This is a genomic window from Pseudonocardia nematodicida (assembly GCF_040105385.1).
Taxonomy (GTDB): Bacteria; Actinomycetota; Actinomycetes; order Mycobacteriales; family Pseudonocardiaceae; genus Pseudonocardia; species Pseudonocardia nematodicida.
In genome coordinates this window covers 17,955-34,639 of sequence record NZ_JBEDNQ010000009.1, presented here as the reverse complement: position 1 = coordinate 34,639, position 16,685 = coordinate 17,955, and the positions used below count along the sequence as shown (strand labels likewise).

The window sequence follows — 16,685 nt, the reverse complement described above, 5'->3', positions numbered from 1 at the left end:
CGCCTCGCACTACTCTTCGGCCCGGTCGGGACGGGAGAAGGGGACGACGATGACCACACAGGACATCCGGCCGCGGCTGCTGCGGCGGCCGGGCGACTCCGAGGTCGCCCCGATCGAGCTGTTCTTCGACCTGGTCTACGTCTTCGCGATCATCCAGGTCTCGCACACCCTGCTGTACCACCTGACCCCGCTCGGTGCGCTGGAGACGACAGTGCTGTTCGGCGCCGTGTGGTGGCTGTGGAACTACTCGGCCTGGGCGATGAACTACCTGGACCCGGCACGGCCGTCGGTACGGCTGCTGAACGCCGCGCTGATGCTGGCGGCGCTGGGGATGGCGCTGACCCTGCCCAGCGCGTTCGGCGACGGCGGGCTGCTGTTCGCGCTGTGCTTCGCGGCGGCCCAGATCGGCCGCCCGCTGTTCATGGTGATCGCGCTGCGCGGGCACGTCGTGGCGCGCAACTACCGCAACCTGCTGGTGTGGAGCGCGGGCGCATCGGCACTGTTCGTCGCCGGAGCGTTCCTCCCGCCGGTGGCGCGGCTGGTGGTCTGGGCGGTCGCCATCGCCGTCGACGTCGCGGGCCCGCGTCTGGAGTTCCGGGTCCCCGGTCTGGGACGTACCCCGATGGGAACGTGGCCGGTCGACGTCGAGCACCTGGCCGAGCGCAACCGGCTGGTGTTCCTCATCGCGCTCGGCGAGTCGATCCTGATCATGGGTTTCACGCTGACCGACCTGGAGGTCGTGACCCCGTACGCGGTTCTGATCACCCTGCTCGGCTTCACCGGCCTGGTCGCGCTGTGGTGGTCCTACTTCGCGCTGGCCGGGCACGGCTCCCGGGCGAGCGATGGCGACGGCTCGACCCGCGCCGCCCGTGCGGCGTTCGCCTACGCGCACGGCCTGATGATCGCCGGCGCCGTCGTGTTCGCGGTCGCGATCGAGCTGCACCTCACGGACCCGGTGAACTCCACGGCGCTGGTGCTGGCCTCGGTCGCCGGCCCGCTGCTCTACCTCGCGGGCAACGCGCTGTACCTGCGGGGACGCACCGGTGCCGCCGGGGCGTCCCGGTACGTGGCCACGGCGGTGCTCGTCGTGGCCGCGGCGGCGGCGCTGCTCGCCGGGCCTGCGCTGCCGGCGATCGTGATCGGGCTGGTGGTGCTGGCGGTGGTCGTCGGGCTGGCGGTGACCACCGAGCTGACGGAGCGGGACACCGGGCGGCCGCGCGCGCCGTCGAGGTAGCCGGTCAGGCGGGGTGGGCGGCCTCCGGTCCGACGAGCATGACGGGGGCGTCCGCGTGCTGGATCAGCGCCAGGCCGGTCGACCCGAGCAGCAGCCCCGCGAACCCGCCGCGCCCGCGGGTGGCGACGACGACGAGCCTGGCCGTGCCGCTCTGCTCGACCAGCGCCTTGCGCGGGTCGGCCCGCTCCAGGACGCGTTCCACCTCGACGTCGGGATAGCGCTCCCGCCAGCCGGCCAGCCGCTCGGCGAGCGCGCGCTCCTCGGCCTCGCGCATCGTCTCCCACGGGCTGGCGAACATCGTGCCGAGGTGCGCGCGGCTGGTGTCGGCGTCGGTCCACACGTGCAGGGCGCGCAGCGGGTCCCCGTGGTGCGAGGCCGCGTCGAACGCGTGCGCCAGCGCGATGTCCGAGAGCGGGCCGCCGTCCACACCCACGAGGACCGGCCGGGACTCGTCGGAGACCGAGCCCCGGACGACGACGACCGGGCACTCGGCGTGCGACGCGACGGCCAGGGTCACCGAGCCCAGCGCCGTCCCGAGGGCTCCGCGGCCGGTCCAGCCGAGCACGACCATCAGGGCGTCGCGGGACGCGGCGCGCAGCGCGACGGCGGGGTCGGCACGGTCCCAGCGGCAGTCCGCCTCGACCGCGACGCTGCTGTCGATCTCGGCGGCGTCCGCCCTGGCCTGGTCGAGGACGGCCGTCGACTCGGCGGCCAGCTTCTTCTCGACATCGTCGATCCACATCTCGGTTCCCGCGCTCCGGCGCAGGTGCATGGTGTCGAAGGCGTGCACGAGGACCAGCGGAGCGCCGCGCCGCGAGGCCTCCCGGGCCGCCCATCGGACGGCCTGTCGTGCGGTCTCCGATCCGTCGACTCCGACGGTGATGGCGCGTGCGTTCATCGTGTTCCGTTCCGATCGGGGCGGGACGCGCCGCCGGTGGCGAGGCGCATCAGGTCGGTGTCGAGGTCGAACTGCACGGCCGAGGTCCTCCCGGGAGCTCTCAGACGCGTTCGCGGACGGCCGCGATCGCTTCCGGGGTCACCGGGTCCAGCACGTCGTCGACGTCGTGGTGCGTCTTCACCCACCTGGCGACGAACGGGCACATCGGCACGATCCGGCGCCCCGCGGCCCTGGCGTCGGCGAGGGCCCGGGAGACCAGGACGCCGCCGAGCCCGCGTCCGCCGAACTCGTCGCGGATCTCGGTGTGGTAGAAGATCCGCTGGTCGTCCCGGTCGACGTAGGCCGCGAGCCCGGCGAGCTCACCGTCCACCCGCACCTCGTAACGGCTCGCCCCGGCCGCCTGTGAGACCTCGGGCGCGCCCGCTGTGTCGTCCATGTCCGATTCCTTCGTCGTCGGTGTCGGCACCCGTGGCGCGCGTGGCGTCGACGCTACGAAGGTCCGGGTCCGAGCGAATCGGGTACGCAATGGGTCATCGCGCCGGCGCACGCCGACGACCGGGTGCGGGCGTGCCCGGACCGGATGCGCGGGAAACCCCGTGCGGCCGACGACGTCGGACCGTCGTCCGCCGTCCCGGCCACGACGGGCCGACCGATTGCCCGACCGATTCGGCCGCGGCCCCGGCACTCGACACTCGCAGCGGAGCGGACTCGCGCGCGCCGAGGAGATCGGCGCCGCGGGGCGCTGCAGGACCGAAGACCCGGAAGGACCCCATGACCGCATCCGTGACCGAGAAGCCCGACTTCACCGGTCTGCGCGCGATGTACATCAACTGCACCCTCAACCGCTCCCCAGGCCGCAGCCACACCCAGGGCGTGATCGACCGCAGCGTGGCGATCATGGAGAAGAACGGGGTCTCCGTCGACCAGATCCGCGCGGTCGACCACGACATCGCCACCGGCGTCCGCCCGGACATGACCGAACACGGGGTCGCCACCGACGAGTGGCCCGCGCTGCTCCCCCGGGTGCTGGCCGCCGACATCCTGGTCATCGGCGGACCGATCTGGCTCGGCGACAACAGCTCGGTGACCAAGCGTGTGATCGAGCGGCTGTACGGCTACTCCGGTGTGCTCAACGAGCACGGCCAGTACGCCTACTACGGACGCGTCGCCGGCTGCCTGCTCACCGGCAACGAGGACGGTCTCAAGCACTGCTCGATGAACATCCTCTACAGCCTGCAACACATCGGGTTCAGCGTCCCGCCCCAGGCCGACGCGGGGTGGCTCGGTGAGGTCGGCCCCGGCCCGTCCTACCTCGACGAGGGTTCCGGCGGTCCGGAGAACGACTTCACCAACCGCAACCTCGCGTTCATGACCTACAACCTGCTGCACCTCGCGTCGATGATCCGGCGCTCCGGCGGGTTCCCGGCCTACGGCAACCAGCGCACGGCCTGGGACGCCGGGTGCGATCCCGACCACGCCAATCCCGAGTACCGCTGAGGAGGGGGAGCTGATGAGCAGCCCCACGACGACGAGCTGGCCGAGCCTGCGGGTCTCGGACTGGACCGCCACCCGCGACACCCTGCACATGTGGACCCAGATCGTGGGCAAGATCCGCATGGCGCACGCCCCACTGGTCAACCACTGGTGGCAGGTCACCCTCTACGTCAGCCCGCGCGGGCTGACGACCTCGACCATCCCGCACCGCACCGGGGCGTTCGAGATCGAGTTCGACTTCATCGGCCACCAGCTCGAGGTCCGCAGCAGCGACGGGGGCACGCGGAGCCTGCCGCTGCGGCCGATGCCGGTCGCCGAGTTCTACGCCGGGCTGCTCGACCTGCTCGGGCAGCTCGGGATCGAGGCACCGATCCGGCCGTCGCCCAACGAGGTCGACCCGGCGATCCCGTTCGCCGAGGACCACGTGCACTCCTCCTACGACGGCGAGGCCGCCACCCTGTTCTGGCGCCAGCTGCTGCAGGCGAACCGGGTGATGGGTGAGTTCCGGTCGCACTTCGTCGGCAAGGTCTCTCCCGTGCACTTCTTCTGGGGCGCGATGGACCTGGCCTGCACCCGGTTCTCCGGCCGGCCCGCTCCCCCGCACCCGGGCGGGGCGCCCAACTGCGGGGACTGGGTCATGGTCGAGGGCTACTCCCGCGAGCTGTCGAGCTGCGGGTTCTGGCCGGGCGGTGGCGAGGAGGGCGCCTTCTACGCCTACGCCTACCCCGGCCCCGACGGGTTCGCCGACGCACCGATCGGGCCCGACGGCGCGTTCTGGAGCGCCGAGTTCGGACAGTTCCTGCTGCCCTACGAGGTCGCCCGCGCCGCGCCCGACCCGGACCGCGCCGTCGCCCAGTTCCTGCAGACCACCTACGAGGCGGCCGCGAACCTCGCCGACTGGGACCGGGCCGCCCTCGAGGACGACCCCTCCCGGTGGGCGGGAACCGAGACGCCGCGCGTCTCCTGACCTGATCCCCCCTCGGACGACGCCGCGCGGAGCCCGCGTGGCGTCGTCCGTTCACGTCCATCCCCCGAGCACGAGAAACGCCCCCAGGAGAGCACCCATGAGCGCCGTCAAGCTCGCGATCGTCTACTACTCCGCCACCGGCACCCTCGACGCCATGGCCCGGCACGCCGCCGAGGCCGGCGAGAAGGCCGGCGCCGAGGTGCGGGTACGGCGCGTCACCCGCCAGGCGTCGCAGGGCGACCGCCGGGCCACCGACTCCCAGGCCGCGCAGGCCGAGGCCGAGACGGCACCCGCCACCCCCGACGACATCGTGTGGGCCGACGCGGTCGTGTTCGGCTCCCCGACCCGCTACGGCAACATCGCCGGGCAGCTGAAGACCTTCATCGACTCGCTCGGACCGCAGTGGGGCCAGGGCCTGCTGGCCGACAAGGTCTACGCCGGTTTCACCGCCAGCCAGACCCTGCACGGCGGCCAGGAGTCCACCCTGCTCGCGCTGTACAACACGATCCACCACTTCGGCGGGATCGTCGTGGCGCCCGGCTACACCGACCCGACGAAGTTCGTCGACGGCAACCCCTACGGCGCCTCGCACGTGACCGGCCCGGACAACGACGCCGAGCTCGGAGAGGCCGACATCGCCGCCCTGCACCACCTGGCCACCCGCGTGGTGACCGTCGCGGAGCGGCTGGCGGGCTGAGCAGCGCTCCTCCCCCGCGCCGGCGGCGACGGCTACGGGCTGCTCTCGGTCCGGAGCGAGCTCAGCTCCCTGAGCTGCCGGCGGGAGGTGATGTCCAGCTTGCGGAAGACGTTGCGGAGATGGGTCTCGATCGTGCGAGGGCTGAGGAACAGCTGCGCGCCGATCTCCCGGGAGGTGCCCCCGCCGGCCGCCAACCGGGCGATGTGCAGTTCCTGTGCGGTGAGCGCGTCGGTCGGCCGGGTGTTGCGCGCGCGTGGGGTCTCGCCGGTGGCCCGGAGCTCACGGGCCGCGCGCGCGGCGAACGCCTCGGCGCCCGCCTCCGACAGGAGCTCGTGGGCGGTGCGGAGCTGGTCGCGAGCCTCCCGGCGGCGGCCCTCGCGGCGCAGCCACTCGCCGTAGACGAGGTGCGTCCGGGCGAGGTAGACGACCATCCGGCAGCGTCCGAGCCGCTCGATCGCCTCGCGGTAGTGGTCCTCGGCGCCCGGGCCGGTGCCGGCCAGCGCGCGCGAGCGCGCCGCCAGCCCGAGCGCCCACTCGGTCCCGACGGCGCGGGCCCGCGCGCTGAGCCGGTCCAGCGCGACGGCCGCGCGCTCCGGCCGACCGGCGCGCGACGCCGCCTCGACGAGTTCGGGCAGCGCCAGGTTGATGTGCGGCGGCTCCAGGGACTCGCACGCCCGCTCCTCGGCCTCCAGCGCGGCCGCGTAGTTGCCCAGTCCGTTGTGGAGCACCCCCAGAGCGTGCTGCGCCAGTGAGACCTCGGCACCGTTCCCGCGGGCGGTCGCCTCCCGGACGGCAGCGGCGTGGATCTCGACGGCCTCGGACCGGTGCCCGCGCCAGGCCGCCAGCACGAGCCGGCCGAAGCGCAGTGACACACCCCCGGTCACCTGCGTGATCGCGGCCTCCTCGGCGATCAGCTCGGCGGCCCGCCCCTGCTCGCCGGCGAGTACCGACGCGGACGACAGGAACAGCAGCGCCGCGGGGAGCGCGGCCAGCGCGCCGGCGTCGCGGGCGAGCCGGACGTTCCGCCGGGCCAGCACGACGAGCAGCTCGTCGTCGACGAGTGCCAGGGCGGTCCGGCTGGCCAGCCACAACCAGCGGCGGGTGTCGTCGTCGGCGGCGGCAGCCCGGGCGGGCGGATCGTCGGCGCAGAAGGCCTCCAGCGCACGGCGGAGTTCGGGGACGCCGGCCGCGTATCCCTGCGTGTAGAGGGTCACCAGCCCGTCGAGCAGCAGGTCGGCCGGCCCCGGCGGTCCGGGTGGTGCGGGGGCGGCCCGGGCGGCCTCGGCCACCTCCGACACACCGCGGCCGGGGCCGAGGCCGCCCGCGATGATGGCCGTGTCGAGCGCGTGCAGGTAGGTGTCGCGCGACAGCGCGGCGTCGAGCGGGGCGAGCGTCCTGGCCGCGTCCAGCAGCATCCCCGGCACCTCGCTGCCGCGTGTCAGGTGGAACGCGATCCGGGCGCGCAGCAGCTCCAGACGAGCGCCCGCCAGGGCGTCCAGCGGCCCGGCCGCGGCGACCGTCAGCAACTCCGAGGCCGTCTCGGACGCACCGGCCTCGTGCGTGGCGTGCGCGGCCCCCAGCGCCCGGCTCGCGCGGAGCGCGGGGTCCGGGGTCAGCTCCGCCGCGTGCCGCAGGAACGCGGCTGCAGCGGCCGACCCGCCGCGGGCGTGCGCCCGGCCGGCCGAGCGCTCCAGCTCCGCGGCGACGTCCTCGTCGGTGCCCGACACCGCCTGCGCACGGTGCCAGGCGCGCCGGTCGGGGTCGGTCCGCGGGTCGGTGGCGGCGGCCAGCGCGCCGTGCGCAGCGCGACGGCCCGGTGGCGCGGCCGCCCGGTAGACCGCCGACCGCACCAGCGGGTGCCGGAACCGCACGCGGGTATCGATCTCCAGCAGGCCGGCGGTCTCCGCGGGCGCGGCCGCGTCGCGCGCGATCCCCAGCTGGGCGGCCGCGCGCCACAGCAGGTCCACGTCGCCGGTCGGCTCGGCCGCCGCGACCAGCAGCAGCGTCCGGGTCTCGGCGGGCAGGTCGTCCGAGCGGCGCCGGAAGCCGTCCTCGACGCGGCGCGGGACGCTGGGCACGTCGGGAAGTTCGAACCCACCGGCCAGCTGTGCCGGCTGCGTACCGCGGGGCAGCTCGAGGAGCGCCAGCGGGTTGCCGCGCGCCTCGGCGACGATCCGGTCCCGCACCCCGTCGTCCAGCGGCGCGCGGACCGCGGCGGCCAGCAGCGCGCGGGCCTCGGCCTCGCCGAGGCCGTGCACCCGCAGTTCGGGCAGGCCTGCGAACGCGCGGACGTCCCGGTCGGTGGGGTCGCGCAGCGCGAACACCAGCAGGATCCGCTCGGCCACCACCCGTCGTGCCACGAACGCGAGCACCTGCGCGGACGCCTCGTCCAGCCACTGTGCGTCCTCGACGAGACACAGCAGCGGCGCTTTCTCGGCGACCTCGGCCAGCAGGTTGAGGGTGGCCAGACCGACCAGGAACCGGTCCGGCGCGGCACCGCCGTGCAACCCGAACGCCACCCCCAGAGCGGTCCGCTGCGGGTCGGGCAGCGCGTCCGCGCGGTCCAGGAGTGGTGCGCACAGCTGGTGCAGGCCGGCGAACGCGAACTGGGTCTCGGACTCCACCCCGACCGAGCTCTCCACCCGGAACGCCGACGCGGCCGCGTTGTCACGGGCGTGCTCGATCAGCGCCGTCTTGCCGATACCGGCTTCCCCGCGCACGACGAGGACCCCGCTGCGCCCGGACTGTGCCTGCGCGAGCAGGTGCTCGACCGCCTTGCGCTCCGCGCGCCGGCCCACGAGGTCCGTCAGCGTCGTTCCCGTCTCAGTCCGTCTGGTCCCTTGGGGTCCCTCCACACCAGACTAGGTAATCGTCACCGGGACGGACAGCTACCCGCTCCTCTCCGGTGTGCCGCCTCGCGCGCCCGGGCTCAGGCGGCCGTGGGGCGCTCGGTGCGGACCGGGCCGGTCGCGCCCGGCGTCGCGGTCGGCCGGGGTCCCACGGACCGCCGACGGCGCTCGGCGAACAGTGTGCGCAGCACCCGGGCACCGTCGGCGAACGTCCGCAGGTTGGTGTCGCCGAACACCCGGCGGCGCTCGACCGACGGCACCTCGGTGACCGCCAGGCCGGCCACCGCGATCCGGGTGTTCAGCACCGTCTCGATCTCGAACCCGTCGCCCCACAGCATGCCGCCGGCCGGCGCGGGCGCGTCCGTGGCCGGGAGGTCCAGCGCCGGCAGCAGGTCCGCCCAGAAGGCGTTGTAGCCGTAGCAGAGGTCGGTGTAGGACGTGCCGAACAGCGCGTTCGCGACGGTGTTGAGACCGAAGTTGCCGGCCCGGCGCAGCGGGGTGATGTCGTCGCTGCCGCCACCGGCGGTGAACCGGCTGCCCTTGGCGACGTCGGCGCCGGCGGTGAGTGCGGCGACGAAGGCGGGGATCTCCGCGGGGTCGGCGGAGCCGTCGGCGTCGAACATGACCACGATGTCCCCGGTCACCGCGGCGAAGCCGCAGGCCAGGGCGTTGCCCTTGCCCTTCCGGGTCTGGGTCAGGGTCCGCACCGAGGGCAGCACGCGCCGCGCCGTCTCGAGCGAGCCGTCCGTCGAGTGCCCGTCGACGACGATGATCTCGTGCAGCGCGGGCCGCAGCTCGGCGAGCGCCGGGAGGACGATCTCGAGGTTCCTCGCCTCGTTGCGCACGGGGACGACGACGCTCACGGCCGGGTGGGGACCGGCCCGCGTCGCGCTGCGTGCGTGGTGCTGCCTGGGGTACATGGTCGCTCCGTTCTCGTCGTGCCGAACCTCGATGCTCAGTACGACGCATGACGCAGCGGCACACTCAAGACGTCGTGACCCGGACCACTCGGGCGACGCCGGGGTGGGCGCCGGCTCAGCCGGGCGGGTCGTCGTCGAGGCCGCGGAGGAAGCGGTCCTCCCGCTCGCCGTCCCGGCGGCCGACACCCTCCTCCCGGTCGGCGCCCATGATCTCCTGGAGGAACCGGGCCCTGCGGCGCTTCAGCTCGTCGGCCACGGCCTCGTCCACCGCGGCGGCGAGCTCGTCGTCGCGCCGCCCTTCGTCGTCGCCGTCAGCCATGCCGTCCTCCTCGGGACCGGGTTCCAGGGGCGCGGTCGATGACGACGTTCAGCGCGGCCGCCAACGGCGCGATGTCGCGCCGGGTCGTCGCCGGCAGCAGTCCGCCCTGACCGGCGGCGACGAACGACAGGCCGAAGACATCGGCGGATCGACCCGCGGATCGATGCAGGTGGCGATGTAGGCCTGCCTGTTCGCCGACGGAGGGGATCTGCGGGACGTGATCCTTGGCGTCGGTGTCGGCGAAGCGGCGATTGTTCGCGATCTGCTCGTCGGGATGCGTCATGAGGGCCACGGTCCTCCCCGCACGCGGTCGCCGAGACCGCCGATGTGGCCACGTGGCGTCGGGCCACGTGGCCACATCGCGGTCATTCCGCTCATCGCGGACCGTGTCGGGCACCTCCGCACCCGGGATCGACCGTGGTCACCGCAGGGACTCCGCGGCCACCGGGGCGGTGGGCTGCGGAGTGCGGGCCGGGCCGCGACGGGTCCGGATCCACACCACCACCGTCGTGATCACGATGACCGCGATCGGGACGAGCTCGGCCGCCGTCCCGGCGCCCGCCGAGCGGTCCAACACGACGTTCCCGACGTCGGCGCGCAGCGCGGCGGCGAGGACGAAGGCCAGGGTGTTGTACCCCGCGTGCAGGACGACCGCGATCTCGACCCCGCCGGTCCGCCAGGTGATCAGCGCCGTCCCGATCGCGAACACGAGGTACCAGAGGTTCTGCCAGCCGTCGCTCGAGAAATGGATCGCGGCGAAGACGACGCTGGAGACCAGTACCCCGATCACGAGTCCGACGCGCGGGTCGCGGGCCCATCCGCCCGCGACCCGGAAGACCAGCCCGCGCAGGCCGTACTCCTCGCCGGCCGCCTGCAGCGGAGTGAGCAGCAGCGTCACCACCATGATCCAGAGCACGTCGGCGTGCGTCCAGACGGCCGTCGGCAGCGGGGTCAGGTGCTCGACGACGAGCGCGGCGACCCAGACCGGGACGATCAGGAGCAGGGCCCGCCCGAAGAGGTCGAACCGGAACCGGGACAGCACCGAGTGCAGTGAGGCGCCGGGGACGCCGTAGAGCCGGCGCTGGATGAACATGCTCCACGGGAGGAGCAGGGCGACCGCGACCATCCCCGCGGCGTGGACCAGCGGCGTGTACGACAGCCGGTCCTCGGTCCCGATCGCGGCGTCGAGCGCGGCCGCGCCCACCAGGAGCACCGCGTAGAACGCGGCCAGACCTCCGAGCAGGAGCACGATCGCGAGGATGCCGCGGCCGATGCGGCGTTCCTCACCCGCGAGCACCCGGTGGTACTCGACGCCGGGCGGCACGGTCGCCGCTCCCCGGCGTCGCTTCATGTCAGTGATCATGGGAGCCCCTCCTCGACCAACACGCTGTACTAGTAGATCGAGTGCGACGGTAGCACACTGTACTAGTACAGCGTACTAGCAACTGTCAGCGCAGCTCGGCGCCCCAGTACGGCGTGTTAGCGTTCGACGATGGACGAGGCGGAGCGGCAGAAGCTCAGCAGCCGGGACAAGGCCCTGCTGGCCGCTCTGGAGATGTTCGAGGAGAACCCGGCGGCCGCCCTGAGCGTGCGTGCGGTCGCGGCGCGGGCGGGGATCAGCACCGGGTCGTTGCGGCACCACTTCCCGACCCAGCGCGAACTGCAGGACGAGGTTCTGACGCGGATCTACGATCGCGCGGTCCCCGGCGACCGAATCGCCGACACGTCGGTACCGGCCCGCGACCGCCTGGCCGGCTCCCTCGGACAGGTGCTCACCGAGATCGGGGTCGGAGCCCGGGCACGAGAGGCCACCCGCCGCGCCGTCGAGGAGTTCGTCGTCCCCGAACCGACGGAACAGATCTCGGCCACCTACTCCGCGATCGAGCAGCAGGTGCGCAGCCGGGTGGAGTACTGGTTGACCGTGCTGACCAACGAGGGCGCCCTGCCCGAGGGGGACAACACCCGTCGCGCGAGGTTCCTGCTCACCGTCCTCAACGGACTCGGACTCGAGCGGGCGCTGCCGGCCGGCGAGTCGGTCCTGGCCTCCGAGACCGACACGCTCTACATGGCCGTCGACTGTGTCCTGAACCCCGGGAGGACCTGACCGATGCCCACGACTCCCCCGCGCGCGACGATGCGGATCGGCGAGCTGGCCCGGCGGACCGGGGTCAGCGCCCGGTCACTGCGGTACTACGAGCAGCAGGGCCTGCTGCACAGCACCCGGTCCGACGGCGGGCAGCGCCACTACACCGAGAGCGGGGTCGCGCGGGTCGCGATCATCCGGCAGCTGTTCGACGCCGGGCTGACCAGCTCGGTGATCGCACGGCTGCTGCCCTGTGTGGACAGCGACGACGTCGGCGTCGCCGAGGACGCCTTCCGCACCATGGTGCACGAGCGCGACCGGCTGACCGCCGATCTCGCCCGGATCGCGGAGGCCCGGGACGCCCTCGACGCCGTGATCGAGGCGAACACCCGGCACCGGCTCGGCGCGGGTTCCTGAGGTCAGGGCACGAGATCAGAGCCGCATGTCGATGACGAGCTTGCCCGACGCGTGGCGGGACTCGACGAGCGCCAGCGCCTCCGCCGCCCGCGCGAGCGGGTAGGTCGCGGTGATGTCCGGGTCGAGCCGCCCGTCGACCATGAACGCGGCGACGCGTTCGAGGTTGCTCCGGTCGAGGCGGCGACGGACGAACTCCCCACCGAGCTCGGTCACCGACCGGTCCCCGACGGACACGAGCATGTCCGGCTTAGCGGCCAGCGGGGCGACGCGGCGCAGGGACTCGCCCCCGACCGTGTCGACCACGCCGTCGAACCCGTCCGGGGCGTGCACCCGGAGCCGCTCGACGACGTCCCCGGCGGCGTAGTCGACGAAGCTCGCCCCGCTGGCCGTCGCACGGTCCCGCTTGGCCGCACTGTCGGTGCCGGCCACCATCAAGCCACGGTCCCGCGCGCTCCTGGACCGTCTCGTCGACGCGGGAGCACACGCCGAATCCCGGCTGCGGCTGTCCGAGCTCGGCACGGTGGGTCCGAGACTTCCACAACGTCTCGCCGTCTGCGGCCCGGGGGCTTCGGCGAACCCGGCCACGGCCTCTTGCACGTCAGTTGCACAGAACGACGGCGGCGCCCACTCCCAAGACCGGGAGTAGGCGCCGTTTCCGCTGGTAGAACCACCTGAGCGGGCGACGGGAATCGAACCCGCGTAGCCAGTTTGGAAGACTGGGGCTCTACCATTGAGCTACGCCCGCATGCCCGGCCGTCACCGGCCGTGCCCCGCCAGCGTATCCCACGACGCGCCCGTGAACACCTTCGCCCCCGGGTACGTATGTCCTGCCAGAACACGGCGTAGCGGAGGTATCGGACACCCATGATGACGCGCAGACGCGGCCTCCGGCCGGTGGAGACCCCACCGCCGGAGCCGGGCCTCGACACCGAGGCCGGGTTACGGGCCGCGTACGGCGCGCACGGGGCCGAGATCTACCGTTACGCGCTGCGACAGCTCGGTGACGACGGCGGGGCGCAGGAGGTCGTGCAGGAGGTCTTCCTGCGGGCATGGCGCCGGGGCGGGTCCTACGACCCGTCGCTGGCCAGCCTGCGGGTGTGGCTGTTCGCGATCGCCCGGAACGTGGTGATCGACGAGATCCGGCGGCTGACCGTGCGACCCTGGCGTCGCGAGCTCACCGACGAGCCCGAGTCCGGGAAGGACTCGATCGGCCCGGCCGACGACGCGCTCGTCGACTCCTGGCTGGTCGAGGAGGCGTTGCGGCGGCTGCGCCCGGAGCACCGGCACGCGATCGTCGAGGCCTACCTGCGCGGGCGTCCGTACGCGGAGATCGCGGCGGAGGCCGGCGTTCCGGTCGGCACGGTGCGCAGCCGGGTGTTCTACGGCCTCAAGGCACTGCGGCTGGCGATGGACGAGATGGGGGTGGAACCGTGACACAGGAGGAGCACCGCACGATGCGGGAGTCTTTGGGGGACTTCGCGATCGGCCGCCTCGACGCCGAGGAGGCCGCGACCGTGCAGGCCCACCTCGACGGGTGTGCCGACTGCCGGGCGGAACTGGCCGAGGTCTCCTCGGTCCTCGGGCCGCTGTCCACCGTGGACGCTGCCCGGCTCGGCGACGCACCCGTGCCATCGCCGGACCTGGGCGACCGGATCGTGGCCGCGGCCCGCGCGGAGGGACGGGCCGCAGAGCGCGGCCGCAGCACCCCCCGCCGGCTTACGCTCGCGGCGGCCGCGGCGGTCGCGCTGCTGGTCGGCGGCGCCGGCGGCTACGCGGCCGGTGCCTACGACGGCATCCCGCGCGAACCCGTCGCCGTGCAGGCGATGGAGCCCGGGGTGGAGGTCAGTGCCGTCGCGATCCCGCACACCTGGGGCGTCGAGATCGTGCTCGACGGCGACGGCTTCGCCTCCGGTGCGACCTACCGGATGGTCGTCGAGTCGAAGGACGGGCGTGAGGTCGGTGCGGGCGAGTTCATCGGGACCGGGGAGAGCAAGATGGTCTGCAACATGAACTCGTCGGTGCTGCGCGGCGACGCGGAGGGCTTCAAGGTCGTCGACACCTCGGGGGCGACCGTGCTGCGCGGCGACCTCACCGCTACCTGAGCCGGCGGGCGGCATTGGCCACCACGCCGAGCAGGAACAGCGTGCTGACCAGCGCCGTCCCGCCCGCGGACACCAGCGGGAGCTGCTGCCCGGTCACCGGCAGCAGCCCCACGACGTAGCCGACGTTCATCGCGGCCTGGGCGGCCACCCAGGTCGCCGTCGCCGCCGTCACCAGCCGCAGGAACGTGTCCTTGGTCCGGGCCGCGATCCGCAGGCCGACCCAGGCGAGCAGCCCGTACAACGTCAGGACGACGAGGCCGCCGACGAGCCCGAGCTCCTCGCCGACGACGGCGAAGATGAAATCGTTGGCGGCGTTGGGCAGGTAGTCCCACTTCGCCCGGCCCTGGCCGAGGCCGGTGCCGAGCACCCCGCCATCGGCGAGCGAGAGCAGCGCCTGCCGGGAGTGGTAGCCGGCGCCGAGCTCGTCGCCGGCGCCGAGGAACGTCGTGATCCGCTCCCGCCGATACTCCGACGTCCAGCCGAGCACGACCGCACCGAGCACCGCTCCGCCGGAGAGGCCGGCGAGCAGTCCGAGCGGAGCTCCGGCGAACCACAACAGCGCCAACATGATCACGCCGAGCGCGACCGTCGTACTCAGTGCGGGTTGCAGCATCAGCAGGGCCGCGATCAGCAGCGCGACCGGGACCAGCGGCAGGACCGCGTACCGGCCGTGCCGCACCGCGCGTCCGCGCAGGGCCAGCACGTGCGCGCCCCACAGCAGCAGCACCATCTTGGCGATCTCGCCGGGCTGCACGGTGAACCCGGCGACCGAGATCCACCGCCGCGCGCCGCCGCGAACCTCCCCGATGCCGGGGATCAGCACCGCGACCAGCGCGGCCAGGCAGGCGAACAGCAACAACGGCGTGAAGGCCCGCAACCGCGCCGGCGAGAGGACCATCCCCACCGCGAACGCGCCCACTCCCCCGACCAGGAAGATCAGGTGCCGGACGAAGACGGTGAGCACCATCCCGTCGGCCACGGTCCGGCCGCCCGCCGACGCGGACAGCACCATCACGACGCCGACGAGCAGCAGCGTGCCGGTCACCGCCAGCAACAGGTGCAGCGGCGGGAGGCGCCCGAACCAGGTGACGGCGGCGCGGATCCGCGACCGGCCGTCCGGCCCGGACGCCGTTGTCGGCCGCGGGGACATCACCCGATCAGTGTCCTCCCACCACGGCCGCGGACCGCGGAACCGGAGCGCACGGCGCGTCCCGAAACGGTGGTCAGAGCGCGCGGGCGTGCACGACGAGGTTGTCGATGTAGCTGCGCTCGCCGCGGTCGAAGTCGCCGGCGCAGGTCACCAGCCGCACGATGTCGTCGGACGTCGCCCCGAACACCTCGAACGTCGGGAACTCGTCCTTGGGCATCTGCTGGGTGCGCTCGACCTCGTAGCGGCCCACCGTGCCGTCGCTCCGTCCGACCTCGATGACGTCGCCGGGAGCGAGATCGCGCAGGTCGAAGAACACGGCGGGACCGTCACGGGAGTCGACGTGTCCCATGAGGACGGTCGCCCCCGGGTTGCCGTCGCGGTCGAACCAGCCGACGCGGGAGAAGTCCTCCGGCACCTCGGCGGTGCGGTCCTCGGCGACACCGAGGCGGAGCAGCTCGGGCTCGTCCACACCGATCGCCGGGATGCGCAGCGACGTCGGGACGACCTCGCCCGGGGCGGCGACGACCGGCTCCTGTGTGGACGGAGCAGCGGGCGGCTCGGGCGCGTCGGGGGCGTCGGTCGCAGCCGGCGCCCCGCATGCCGTGACGAAAAGGAGCAGCAACGCGACGACGCCCGGGAGCAGCAGGGCTCCCGGGCGTCGGTCACGCAGCTGTTCAGCCCTGCGCACGGCTCCGGCGGACCAGCATGACGCCGGCACCCGCGGCGGCGGCCATACCGGCGGCACCGAGGGCGTAGGCAGCGGAGTTGTCGGAAGCGCCACCGGCGCCGGTCTCGACGCCACCCATCGGGACCTCCATCAGCTGACCGCGCACGGTGCCCGGGGCGTACTCGGCGGTGTGGGTGTCACCGGTGAAGCCGGCCGGGTTGGCCTCGATCTGCGCCAGCGTGAAGCCGGTGGCGGTGTCCTCGCCGTTGTCACCCTCGAGGCCCGTGGTGAACGGGCCCTGCATGCAACCCGACGAGGTGCGGGTGTCGCCCTCACCCTCCGGGTTCGGGAACGCCAGCCGCGGCGGGCCGGGCTCACCGGCGGCGGCCTCGTGGATGTGCGTCGCGGTCTTGGCCGGGCTCTCGTACTCGCCGGTCACACCGTTCAGGGTGATGTCGTAGCAGATGATCTCTTCGTCGCTGTTGATCCGGAAGTTGAACTCGCCGGTGGCGCCGGGCTCGCCGGGCGCCGGGTTGCCGTCGTTGTCGATGACCTCGTCGGGCGTGGCCATCACGGTGAACATGCTGGTGAAGGTGTCCGGCTCCGGCACCTCCGTCTCCTGGGCCATCGCGATGCCTGCGGTGGCCGTGAGGGCGAGCGCGCTCGCCGCGGTGACGGCGGCGAGACGGGGGAGGTTGCGGCGCATCTGGGAGTCCCTTCCTGGTGCTTCGTCCTTGATGCCGGTACCTACGGGGACCCGTGTGGCCGCGTTCACGCATCACCCGATCGGGTGCCGAAGAACTTCCGGGAGACCTTGTGTTGCGCCGTGGACGCTGATCCACCGCCCGCGTGGACCAACGGGCGGAGCAGGCTAGACTCGCCGGCAGA

The 16,685-nt window shown here is 73.3% G+C and carries 19 protein-coding genes and 1 tRNA gene; 8 read left to right on the top strand and 12 right to left on the bottom strand.

The features are described 5' to 3' along the window. Positions 1–49 precede the first annotated feature (49 nt). Positions 50–1,234 carry a low temperature requirement protein A gene (locus WIS52_RS20870; protein WP_349299998.1) on the top strand — a complete coding sequence of 395 codons (1,185 nt, stop codon included), beginning with the start codon at positions 50–52 and terminating at the stop codon, positions 1,232–1,234. Positions 1,235–1,238: 4 nt separating this feature from the next. On the opposite strand, the gene WIS52_RS20865 is transcribed toward WIS52_RS20870, so the two are convergent. Next, on the bottom strand, positions 1,239–2,132 hold the full coding sequence (locus WIS52_RS20865; protein WP_349299997.1) for a universal stress protein: 894 nt from the start codon (positions 2,130–2,132) through the stop codon (positions 1,239–1,241). A 100-nt stretch (positions 2,133–2,232) separates the two neighbouring features. Then, positions 2,233–2,568, bottom strand: a complete 336-nt coding sequence (locus WIS52_RS20860; protein WP_349299996.1) for a GNAT family N-acetyltransferase — start codon at positions 2,566–2,568, stop codon at positions 2,233–2,235. Positions 2,569–2,903: 335 nt separating this feature from the next. On the opposite strand from WIS52_RS20860, the gene WIS52_RS20855 reads away from it, so the two are divergent. The 3 genes from WIS52_RS20855 (at position 2,904) to wrbA (ending at position 5,290) form a co-directional block, all read left to right on the top strand. Continuing rightward, complete coding sequence (locus WIS52_RS20855) at positions 2,904–3,629, top strand: flavodoxin family protein (RefSeq protein ID WP_349299995.1); 726 nt, start codon at positions 2,904–2,906, stop codon at positions 3,627–3,629. Positions 3,630–3,642: 13 nt separating this feature from the next. Continuing rightward, positions 3,643–4,593, top strand: a complete 951-nt coding sequence (locus tag WIS52_RS20850) for a DUF5996 family protein (protein WP_349299994.1) — start codon at positions 3,643–3,645, stop codon at positions 4,591–4,593. A gap of 97 nt (positions 4,594–4,690) precedes the next feature. Next, the gene (wrbA, locus tag WIS52_RS20845) at positions 4,691–5,290 is read left to right on the top strand and encodes an NAD(P)H:quinone oxidoreductase (RefSeq protein ID WP_349299993.1); all 600 of its coding nucleotides are present in this window, start codon (positions 4,691–4,693) and stop codon (positions 5,288–5,290) included. 32 nt (positions 5,291–5,322) lie between these two features. On the opposite strand, the gene WIS52_RS20840 is transcribed toward wrbA, so the two are convergent. From WIS52_RS20840 to WIS52_RS20820, 5 genes are all read right to left on the bottom strand, one after another. Then, positions 5,323–8,088 carry an AAA family ATPase gene (locus WIS52_RS20840; RefSeq protein WP_349299992.1) on the bottom strand — a complete coding sequence of 922 codons (2,766 nt, stop codon included), beginning with the start codon at positions 8,086–8,088 and terminating at the stop codon, positions 5,323–5,325. A 131-nt stretch (positions 8,089–8,219) separates the two neighbouring features. Further along, positions 8,220–9,059 carry a glycosyltransferase family 2 protein gene (locus WIS52_RS20835; RefSeq protein WP_349299991.1) on the bottom strand — a complete coding sequence of 280 codons (840 nt, stop codon included), beginning with the start codon at positions 9,057–9,059 and terminating at the stop codon, positions 8,220–8,222. Between the two features lie 115 nt (positions 9,060–9,174). After that, the gene (locus tag WIS52_RS20830) at positions 9,175–9,378 is read right to left on the bottom strand and encodes a hypothetical protein (RefSeq protein ID WP_349299990.1); all 204 of its coding nucleotides are present in this window, start codon (positions 9,376–9,378) and stop codon (positions 9,175–9,177) included. Then, on the bottom strand, positions 9,371–9,661 hold the full coding sequence (locus tag WIS52_RS20825) for a hypothetical protein (protein WP_349299989.1): 291 nt from the start codon (positions 9,659–9,661) through the stop codon (positions 9,371–9,373). Before WIS52_RS20825 ends, WIS52_RS20830 begins: the two co-directional genes overlap by 8 nt. 138 nt (positions 9,662–9,799) lie before the next feature. Next, complete coding sequence (locus tag WIS52_RS20820; protein ID WP_349299988.1) at positions 9,800–10,741, bottom strand: CPBP family intramembrane glutamic endopeptidase; 942 nt, start codon at positions 10,739–10,741, stop codon at positions 9,800–9,802. Positions 10,742–10,870: 129 nt separating this feature from the next. Here WIS52_RS20820 and WIS52_RS20815 point away from each other — a divergent pair, with 129 nt between their 5' ends. Together WIS52_RS20815 and WIS52_RS20810 are read left to right on the top strand one after the other, a co-directional pair. After that, a complete protein-coding gene (locus WIS52_RS20815; RefSeq protein ID WP_349299987.1) occupies positions 10,871–11,482 on the top strand; it encodes a TetR/AcrR family transcriptional regulator in 612 nt (203 codons plus the stop codon). Positions 11,483–11,485: 3 nt separating this feature from the next. After that, on the top strand, positions 11,486–11,878 hold the full coding sequence (locus WIS52_RS20810) for a MerR family transcriptional regulator (RefSeq protein WP_349299986.1): 393 nt from the start codon (positions 11,486–11,488) through the stop codon (positions 11,876–11,878). A gap of 15 nt (positions 11,879–11,893) precedes the next feature. Here WIS52_RS20810 and WIS52_RS20805 read toward each other — a convergent pair whose 3' ends face one another. Both WIS52_RS20805 and WIS52_RS20800 read right to left on the bottom strand, forming a co-directional pair. Next, on the bottom strand, positions 11,894–12,310 hold the full coding sequence (locus WIS52_RS20805) for a zinc-binding dehydrogenase (RefSeq protein ID WP_349299985.1): 417 nt from the start codon (positions 12,308–12,310) through the stop codon (positions 11,894–11,896). A gap of 242 nt (positions 12,311–12,552) precedes the next feature. After that, positions 12,553–12,623, bottom strand: a tRNA-Gly gene (locus tag WIS52_RS20800). A 149-nt stretch (positions 12,624–12,772) separates the two neighbouring features. Here WIS52_RS20800 and WIS52_RS20795 point away from each other — a divergent pair. Both WIS52_RS20795 and WIS52_RS20790 read left to right on the top strand, forming a co-directional pair. Continuing rightward, positions 12,773–13,312, top strand: coding sequence for a sigma-70 family RNA polymerase sigma factor (locus tag WIS52_RS20795; RefSeq protein WP_349299984.1), 540 nt, complete (start codon positions 12,773–12,775; stop codon positions 13,310–13,312). 20 nt (positions 13,313–13,332) lie between these two features. Then, a complete protein-coding gene (locus tag WIS52_RS20790; RefSeq protein ID WP_349299983.1) occupies positions 13,333–13,980 on the top strand; it encodes an anti-sigma factor family protein in 648 nt (215 codons plus the stop codon). On the opposite strand, the gene WIS52_RS20785 is transcribed toward WIS52_RS20790, so the two are convergent. The 3 genes from WIS52_RS20785 to WIS52_RS20775 form a co-directional block, all read right to left on the bottom strand. Next, positions 13,973–15,130: an FtsW/RodA/SpoVE family cell cycle protein gene (locus WIS52_RS20785; RefSeq protein WP_349300268.1), complete on the bottom strand. Its 1,158-nt coding sequence runs from the start codon at positions 15,128–15,130 to the stop codon at positions 13,973–13,975. The genes WIS52_RS20790 and WIS52_RS20785 overlap by 8 nt on opposite strands. 73 nt (positions 15,131–15,203) lie before the next feature. Beyond that, on the bottom strand, positions 15,204–15,818 hold the full coding sequence (locus tag WIS52_RS20780) for a class F sortase (RefSeq protein ID WP_349299982.1): 615 nt from the start codon (positions 15,816–15,818) through the stop codon (positions 15,204–15,206). Further along, entirely contained in the window at positions 15,805–16,503 is a 699-nt protein-coding gene (locus WIS52_RS20775; protein WP_349299981.1) for a CHRD domain-containing protein, read from the bottom strand. Before WIS52_RS20775 ends, WIS52_RS20780 begins: the two co-directional genes overlap by 14 nt. Positions 16,504–16,685 lie beyond the last annotated feature (182 nt).

Excerpts from the sequence above, each read along its gene's own strand:
- wrbA (WP_349299993.1), top strand. The coding sequence starts at position 4,691 with ATGAGCGCCGTCAAGCTCGCGATCGTCTACTACTCCGCCACCGGCACC.
- WIS52_RS20860 (WP_349299996.1), bottom strand. The coding sequence starts at position 2,568 with ATGGACGACACAGCGGGCGCGCCCGAGGTCTCACAGGCGGCCGGGGCG.
- WIS52_RS20810 (WP_349299986.1), top strand. The coding sequence starts at position 11,486 with ATGCCCACGACTCCCCCGCGCGCGACGATGCGGATCGGCGAGCTGGCC.
- WIS52_RS20850 (WP_349299994.1), top strand. The coding sequence starts at position 3,643 with ATGAGCAGCCCCACGACGACGAGCTGGCCGAGCCTGCGGGTCTCGGAC.
- WIS52_RS20805 (WP_349299985.1), bottom strand. The coding sequence starts at position 12,310 with ATGGTGGCCGGCACCGACAGTGCGGCCAAGCGGGACCGTGCGACGGCC.
- WIS52_RS20820 (WP_349299988.1), bottom strand. The coding sequence starts at position 10,741 with ATGATCACTGACATGAAGCGACGCCGGGGAGCGGCGACCGTGCCGCCC.
- WIS52_RS20785 (WP_349300268.1), bottom strand. The coding sequence starts at position 15,130 with ATGTCCCCGCGGCCGACAACGGCGTCCGGGCCGGACGGCCGGTCGCGG.
- WIS52_RS20865 (WP_349299997.1), bottom strand. The coding sequence starts at position 2,132 with ATGAACGCACGCGCCATCACCGTCGGAGTCGACGGATCGGAGACCGCA.
- WIS52_RS20775 (WP_349299981.1), bottom strand. The coding sequence starts at position 16,503 with ATGCGCCGCAACCTCCCCCGTCTCGCCGCCGTCACCGCGGCGAGCGCG.
- WIS52_RS20870 (WP_349299998.1), top strand. The coding sequence starts at position 50 with ATGACCACACAGGACATCCGGCCGCGGCTGCTGCGGCGGCCGGGCGAC.
- WIS52_RS20835 (WP_349299991.1), bottom strand. The coding sequence starts at position 9,059 with ATGTACCCCAGGCAGCACCACGCACGCAGCGCGACGCGGGCCGGTCCC.
- WIS52_RS20855 (WP_349299995.1), top strand. The coding sequence starts at position 2,904 with ATGACCGCATCCGTGACCGAGAAGCCCGACTTCACCGGTCTGCGCGCG.
- WIS52_RS20825 (WP_349299989.1), bottom strand. The coding sequence starts at position 9,661 with ATGACGCATCCCGACGAGCAGATCGCGAACAATCGCCGCTTCGCCGAC.
- WIS52_RS20815 (WP_349299987.1), top strand. The coding sequence starts at position 10,871 with ATGGACGAGGCGGAGCGGCAGAAGCTCAGCAGCCGGGACAAGGCCCTG.
- WIS52_RS20830 (WP_349299990.1), bottom strand. The coding sequence starts at position 9,378 with ATGGCTGACGGCGACGACGAAGGGCGGCGCGACGACGAGCTCGCCGCC.
- WIS52_RS20790 (WP_349299983.1), top strand. The coding sequence starts at position 13,333 with ATGCGGGAGTCTTTGGGGGACTTCGCGATCGGCCGCCTCGACGCCGAG.